6 protein-coding genes and 1 pseudogene are annotated in these 7,047 nt (G+C 39.6%); 1 reads left to right on the top strand and 6 read right to left on the bottom strand.

The window, feature by feature from the left end:
* The first annotated feature begins 424 nt into the window (after positions 1 to 424).
* Positions 425 to 1,513 (top strand): alanine dehydrogenase, encoded by a 1,089-nt coding sequence (gene ald, locus AB7E53_RS13455; RefSeq protein WP_079684301.1) that lies wholly within the window; start codon positions 425 to 427, stop codon positions 1,511 to 1,513.
* A gap of 90 nt (positions 1,514 to 1,603) precedes the next feature.
* Here the strand turns inward: ald and rseP are convergent, their stop codons facing one another.
* The 6 genes and pseudogenes from rseP to AB7E53_RS13425 all read right to left on the bottom strand — a co-directional run.
* Positions 1,604 to 2,929, bottom strand: a complete 1,326-nt coding sequence (gene rseP / locus AB7E53_RS13450) for an RIP metalloprotease RseP (RefSeq protein WP_446776235.1) — start codon at positions 2,927 to 2,929, stop codon at positions 1,604 to 1,606.
* Between the two features lie 30 nt (positions 2,930 to 2,959).
* Complete coding sequence (locus AB7E53_RS13445; RefSeq protein ID WP_179398573.1) at positions 2,960 to 4,108, bottom strand: 1-deoxy-D-xylulose-5-phosphate reductoisomerase; 1,149 nt, start codon at positions 4,106 to 4,108, stop codon at positions 2,960 to 2,962.
* Between the two features lie 4 nt (positions 4,109 to 4,112).
* A complete protein-coding gene (locus AB7E53_RS13440; RefSeq protein ID WP_421467059.1) occupies positions 4,113 to 4,982 on the bottom strand; it encodes a M23 family metallopeptidase in 870 nt (289 codons plus the stop codon).
* Between the two features lie 69 nt (positions 4,983 to 5,051).
* Positions 5,052 to 5,570 carry a ribosome maturation factor RimM gene (rimM, locus tag AB7E53_RS13435; RefSeq protein WP_446776233.1) on the bottom strand — a complete coding sequence of 173 codons (519 nt, stop codon included), beginning with the start codon at positions 5,568 to 5,570 and terminating at the stop codon, positions 5,052 to 5,054.
* Between the two features lie 9 nt (positions 5,571 to 5,579).
* Entirely contained in the window at positions 5,580 to 6,884 is a 1,305-nt protein-coding gene (gene murA, locus AB7E53_RS13430) for a UDP-N-acetylglucosamine 1-carboxyvinyltransferase (protein WP_446776231.1), read from the bottom strand.
* 19 nt (positions 6,885 to 6,903) lie between these two features.
* Positions 6,904 to 7,047 (bottom strand): annotated as a pseudogene (locus AB7E53_RS13425) (DUF4290 domain-containing protein); the annotation flags it as partial.

Below are 7,047 nucleotides of genomic sequence, written 5' to 3'. Positions count from 1 at the left end.
ACTATAAAAAGCTATTTCATCAAAAAGGTTGCAAGAAAACGGATTGTCCACCCGAATCTTGCAACCTTGATTTTTTAGACCTAATAAAAAAGGATATTCGTAAAAAAGCTACTTTTTCAGTGCCCTCTCCGATGATCACCCTCTTTTATTTTATACTCAAAATTCAATCTCTATTTTACTCAAGATTATAAAAAGATACGATTCACTCCATAATAGCTGCTCAAGTCACTCTATTGCAAAATATCAATAAACAATATTCTGTTTTAATTTCCTTTTAATTAGAAATATTTTTGACTTTAATTTGTTTAAACCGTAAACAGATCAAAATATTAACATTTCGGTCCAAAAAAAACAGATTATTGAAGAACGATGTGTCAGATGTTTATGTATATTTCGGGCATAAAACTTTAAATTTAGTACCAAAATGATTATCGGAGTACCCAAAGAAATTAAGAACAACGAAAACCGTGTCGGACTTACCCCGGCAGGAGTTAAAGAAATTATCATGCGAGGACATCAGGTATATGTACAACAATCAGCCGGTTTAAACAGTGGTTTTCCTGATGAGGCTTATCTTTCAGCCGGCGCTAACCTGCTTCCAACAATTGAGGAAGTATATGCCGTTGCAGAAATGATTGTAAAAGTAAAAGAACCTATTGCTTCCGAGTATCCGTTGATTCGGGAAAATCAACTTCTTTTCACCTATTTTCATTTTGCCTCGGACGAAAATCTGACAAAAGCAATGATTGCCAGTAAAGCTGTTTGTTTGGCATACGAGACTGTTGAGAAACCAGACGGATCATTACCTTTATTAATTCCCATGAGCGAAGTAGCAGGCCGTATGGCTACACAAGAAGGAACTCGCTTTCTGGAAAAACCTCAGGGTGGAAAAGGTATTTTATTAGGAGGTGTTCCGGGTGTTAAACCGGCAAAAGTTCTCGTGTTGGGAGGAGGAATTGTTGGATTTAATGCAGCTAAAATGGCCGCTGGACTTGGAGCGGAGGTTATTATAGCCGATATTTCACTTCCAAGACTTCGCTGGTTGAATGAAAACCTGCCTGCAAATGTAAAAACATTATATTCTTCATCGCATAATATTGAAGGTGAGCTACACGATACCGATCTTGTAATTGGTGCTGTTCTTATTCCAGGAGCCAAAGCTCCCTATGTGCTGACAAAAGAAATGATTCCACTGCTTAAAAAAGGAAGCGTTCTTGTAGATGTTGCAATAGATCAGGGAGGTTGTTTTGAGACATCCCACGCAACCACACATGCAAACCCTGTTTACGAAATAAATGGTGTAATACACTATTGCGTTGCCAACATCCCGGGAGCTGTACCACACACTTCAACATTGGCTCTCACCAATGCCACCCTACCCTACGTTATCACGCTGGCTAATGAAGGCTGGGAAAAAGCATGTGAAATGGATCATGGATTAAGATTAGGCCTTAATATTGTAAAAGGTAAAATTGTATACCAGGCAGTTGCAGAAGCGTTCGGATGGGCATAACCCGATCTTAGAATTTTAAGTTGTTTAATATAAAAAAGAAAAGGTTTCCCAATGGGAAACCTTTTCTTTTTTATATTATTGTCATTATTTTCACGAACCAAAGAAGTATCTGAATATATCATTTCCGTTCGCATAGATCAATAAACCAAACAGTAATGCCATACCCACAATCTGCGAATATTCAAGAAACTTATCACTAGGTTTACGTCTTGCAACCACCTCATAAATTAAAAACATAACATGTCCTCCATCCAATGCCGGAATAGGAAGAATATTCATAAATGCAAGGATAATTGACAGAAAAGCAGTCCGTTCCCAGAAAATCATCCAATCCCACTGAGCAGGGAATAAACCTCCGATGGTTCCAAAACCTCCAAGACTGGAAGCTCCTTCTTTGGTAAACACATATTTCATATCATTCACATATCCCTTTAATGTGCTTACACCCTTCTGAATACCAGCCGGGAAAGAGGCAAAAAATCCATACGTGGTAGTTACAGTTTCAAAAACTTCCATCGGGCTTTTCATATAAATACCCATATGACCCGCCGTATCAGTTTTTAGAGTCAAAGTTAGAGGATTGCCAGAACGATATATTCCAACTTCGATTGCTTCATTTTTATGTTTTGAAAGCATATCCGCTACATCGTCGGCTCCCGGAGTAGACGTTCCATTGACAGACACAATACTATCATTTGCCTGAAAACCGGCTGCTAAAGCAGGAGAATTTTCAGAAAATTTATTTACAACCATTGGATAGCGAAGTCCGGCAAATCCCTTTTTATCGCGCATCATACGTTGCATCAAATCATTTGGTATTGCAATTTCCTGCTCTTTGCCATTACGTAAAACCACAACTGTTTGTGCCTCTACAATCTTACGAATGGCTGATTCTCCAAAACGATCCAATTCTTGACCATTTGCCGATAAAAGAATATCACCATCCTGGAACCCGATCTGTTTTGCGGTCTCACTATAATACATACCCATCTTCATATTCTTCAATGGAAGATAAGTATCACCCCAAGCAAACAAAACCATAGAGTATATAAACAAAGCCAGCAAAAAGTTAAACACTACTCCGGCAATCATAATCATCAATCGCTGACCTGCCGGTTTTGATCTGAATTCATATGGTTGAGGAGGTAATGCCATTTGTTCTTTATCCATCGATTCATCAATCATTCCGGATATTTTACAATATCCACCTAAAGGTAACCAGCCAATACCATATTCAGTTTCACTCTTTTTAGGTTTAAACTTAAAAAGAGAGAACCAAGGGTCGAAGAAAAGATAAAACTTTTCAACTCTCACCTTAAAGATCCGGGCAAATAGAAAATGGCCGAACTCATGAACGACAACCAAAATTGATAAACTCAAAATAAGCTGTAAAGCCTTAATTAAAAATGTCTCCATCTATAGTTTGTTATGTTTTTAATTTATTTATTAGAATAAGGATGCTGCAATCAGGCGTACTTCCTCATCAGATCGTACATAATCATCGTACGAAGGTGTCGGGACAAAAGATGCCTTGCACATGGTTTGCTCTATTACTTCACTCATTTGAAGAAAGCCAATCCGATCCTTTAAGAAAGCCTCAACTACAACCTCATTCGCAGCATTCAAAATACAGGGCATGTTTCCCCCTTTTTTAACCGCATCAAAAGCAAAGGCCAGATTTCGGAAACGAGTCATATCGGGCTCCTCAAAAGTCAATGTAGAGTATTGATTAAAATCCAATCTGGGAGCACTACTTTTTAATCTTTCCGGATACGAAAATGCATAGCTGATCGGAAGCTTCATATCAGGAATCCCCAGCTGCGCCATAACAGCACCATCTTCAAATTGAACCATTGAGTGAATAATAGACTGTGGATGAACTACAACCTGAATTTGTTCGGGAGAGAGGCCAAACAACCACTTGGCTTCAATCATCTCAAAACCTTTATTCATCATTGAAGCAGAATCAATTGTCACCTTCGCTCCCATCGACCAATTAGGATGTTTTAATGCCTGAGCTTTGGTGACGGTTTCAAGTTCTTTCAATGATTTGTTACGAAAAGGTCCACCAGAGGCTGTCAGCAGTATCTTTTCCACCGCATTGTTACCTTCACCAACCAAACATTGAAATATAGCAGAATGTTCGGAGTCAACAGGTAAAACAGGCACTTTATATTCCGTAGCCAATGCTGTAATTAATTCTCCGGCAACCACCAATGTCTCTTTATTTGCCAATGCAATTGCCTTACCTGCTTTTATCGCCTGTATCGTTGGTTTTAATCCTGAATATCCCACCATTGCTGTCAGCACCATATGAATAGGTTCAGCCTGTACAACCTGAGAGATAGCATCGGCACCTGCCCACACCTTTATTGGAAGATCTTCCAAAGCCTCCTTTAGTTCGGGATATTTCTGTTCATTGGCGATTACCACAACCTCCGGCAAGAACTTTCTCGCCTGATTTATCAATAAATCTACCTGATTATTTGCCGTCAGAGCATATACTTCAAACAGGTCAGCATGTTCGCTGATCACTTCAAGTGCCTGCGTTCCTATCGAACCGGTAGAGCCTAAAATAGCCAGTTGTCTTTTCATGTATTTAAAAAGATATATATTCTTCAGGATTAACAGGAGATCCCTTGTACCAAAGTTCAAAATGCAGATGAGGTCCTGTAGACAACTTACCTGTATTACCTACCAAAGCAATTGCCTCTCCTGCTACTACACGGTCTCCCGCATCCTTAAGCAACAATTCATTATGTTTGTAAATAGATAAAAATCCATTTCTATGCTGAATCTGAATCACATTTCCGTAGTTTACATCAAAACCGGTAAAAACAACCGTACCATCCATAGTTGCCAGAACGCTTTCACGTTCTGCAGCAACAAGATCAACACCATAATGACGTTTTTCCGCCTCATAATGCGATGAGATCACTCCACTTACCGGTTTATAAAAGAAAGCACCTTCAGTAGGGGCTGAATTTGGTGTAAGTACAGACAGATTATACTTTTCTTCTTCCTCAAACTTTTTCACAAATTCCGACTCAGCCTTTCCACGAGGTATTTCATAATTTGCATCGGCATGTGCAAGAGAATCTATGGTTCGGATGGAGTCCAGGGGCAAAGTTCCGGTTAAGATACCTGCCACATTATCAAGATATAGTTTTTGTACTGCCAACATCCTTTCTAAAGAATCAGCTTTGAGTGCATTTTGTACTATTTCTTTTCGAACTTCAACATCCAGATATCCGGGAAGATAGTTTCTAATGGGGGTTTTGATAATAATAAAGGAAGTGATAGCGATCAGAAAAAAAGCAAAGACAGCTAATACAACAAAAGCAGATAGCTGAGATAGACGGAAAGACCATACCTCTTCGAGTGTGGCCTCATTAAAAAATGACAGTTTGTATTTGAACCGTATCCGGTGCCAAAAAGACTTCTGATGCTTTCGTTTTTTCTGTACCATGCTTTTTACTTAAAACGCAAAAGTAACAAAATCCTCCTCCATTGAAAAGATGTTCACGCTTATTAACTATTATAAATCAATTAATCCGTCCGGCAACGCCACCTCCAATAACTTCTTGTCGTGATCAACCCCAAGTATCAGCTCCTCGGCCGCAGGAATTAATATTTCATTACCCTTATAATCTACTTGTAAAAGGACATTGATTGTAGATTCATCCACCATTGTAATTGGGCCTAAAATACCCAATCTTGTATCTAAAACAACGTATCCCACAAAACTATCCCAGGTCATATCACCAACCAGATCTCCAACTGCAGCATCAAGAGGATAATACACCTCCAGATTACTGAATTCGCGTGCCTGTAATTCGGAATCAATGTTTTCGAGTTTAACAAGGATAGACGAATCGGACTTATAACGATATTCCTCAATAAAGAAAGGTACCAGAATCCCTTCAAATTCACAAACAATAAATGGATCACCGCTGTCATCAAACACATCACTTGTAGTGAGCAGTGTTATCTCCCCCTTTATTCCATGAGGCTTGGCAAACTGGCCAATCTTGAAAACATCTTCTTTCTTTATCATATATTGGTATTAAAGACGTGTAATACGTGCACCTATGCTATTAAGGCGTTTATCTATATTCTGATACCCCCTGTCAATCTGATCGATATTATGAATACGGCTTGTACCTTCTGCACTCATAGCAGCAATAAGCAACGCAATACCTGCACGAATATCCGGAGACACCATTGTTGCTCCACGAAGCTTATATCGGTTTCCCAAGCCTATCACAGTTGCCCGGTGCGGGTCGCATAAAATAATCTGAGCACCCATATCAATCAGCTTATCTACAAAGAAAAGGCGGCTTTCAAACATTTTCTGATGAATCAGTACACTTCCCACAGCCTGTGTTGCAACAACTAGAAACACACTGAGCAAGTCGGGTGTCAAACCTGGCCATGGAGCATCTGCAATCGTCATGATTGACCCATCGATGAAAGTATCTATTTCGTAAGAATCATGCGTAGGAATATGAATATCGTCGCCCTGTTGCTCGACAGTAATCCCCAAACGTCTGAACGATTCAGGTATAATACCCAACATATCAAAGCCGGTATTTTTGATCGTTATATCAGAGCCGGTCATCGCCGCCATACCAATAAAACTTCCCACCTCAATCATATCCGGAAGAATCAAGTGATTTGCCCCCTTCAGCGATTCCACGCCCTGAATAGTAAGCAAATTAGACCCAACTCCCGAAATATCGGCTCCCATCTGAATCAACATTTTGGAAAGTTGCTGCAAATAAGGCTCACAAGCAGCATTGTAAATCGTTGTAGTTCCTGCTGCCAGTACAGCAGCCATCAATATATTGGCTGTACCTGTAACCGAAGCCTCATCCAAAAGCATATAAGCCCCCTTCAGGCGCTTTGCTTCAATTTCATAAAGCTGGGCATCCTGATTGTATGTAAAAGTAGCTCCGAGCTTCTGTATACCAGTAAAATGAGTATCCAATCTTCTGCGTCCGATCTTATCACCTCCAGGTTTTGGCAAAACGGCTTTTCCGAAACGGGCCAGCAAAGGCCCCACAATCATTACAGAACCTCTCAACGAAGCACTTTTCCGTACAAAATCTTCCGTTTTTAAATAATCCAGATCCACATTATCAGCCTGGAATGCATAAGTGTCTAACGATAATCGCTCCACCTTAACCTGCATATCTCTTAATAACTGTATAAGATTATTTACATCCAGGATGTCCGGAACATTAGCTATCGTAACTTTTTCGGGAGTAAGTAAAACTGCACAAATCACTTGTAATGCCTCATTTTTAGCCCCCTGCGGAATAATCTCTCCGCTCATTCTACAACCACCTTCAATAACAAATGATGCCATAGTCTATTATTACAAAAGGTCAACGACCTTTACGTGTATAGTTTTTGTTTGTATTTTTACGAGATAAGATATCTCTGCTTTCGGTAAGCTTGTGTTGTTCTTCATCCAATACAATTTTCCCTTCCGACAATTCATCCAGATCTTTAAAAATCTTCCGGTCATC

Source organism: Macellibacteroides sp., from assembly GCF_050251695.1.
In the GTDB taxonomy this organism is placed as follows: Bacteria; Bacteroidota; Bacteroidia; order Bacteroidales; family Tannerellaceae; genus Macellibacteroides; species Macellibacteroides fermentans.
The sequence above is the reverse complement of the archived record's forward strand: the minus strand, read 5'-3'. Positions and strand labels throughout refer to the sequence as shown.

Bases quoted from the DNA above. Each gene is read 5' to 3' on its own strand.
- ald (WP_079684301.1), top strand. From the start codon at position 425: ATGATTATCGGAGTACCCAAAGAAATTAAGAACAACGAAAACCGTGTC.
- AB7E53_RS13440 (WP_421467059.1), bottom strand. From the start codon at position 4,982: ATGGTACAGAAAAAACGAAAGCATCAGAAGTCTTTTTGGCACCGGATA.
- AB7E53_RS13445 (WP_179398573.1), bottom strand. From the start codon at position 4,108: ATGAAAAGACAACTGGCTATTTTAGGCTCTACCGGTTCGATAGGAACG.
- rimM (WP_446776233.1), bottom strand. From the start codon at position 5,570: ATGATAAAGAAAGAAGATGTTTTCAAGATTGGCCAGTTTGCCAAGCCT.
- rseP (WP_446776235.1), bottom strand. From the start codon at position 2,929: ATGGAGACATTTTTAATTAAGGCTTTACAGCTTATTTTGAGTTTATCA.
- murA (WP_446776231.1), bottom strand. From the start codon at position 6,884: ATGGCATCATTTGTTATTGAAGGTGGTTGTAGAATGAGCGGAGAGATT.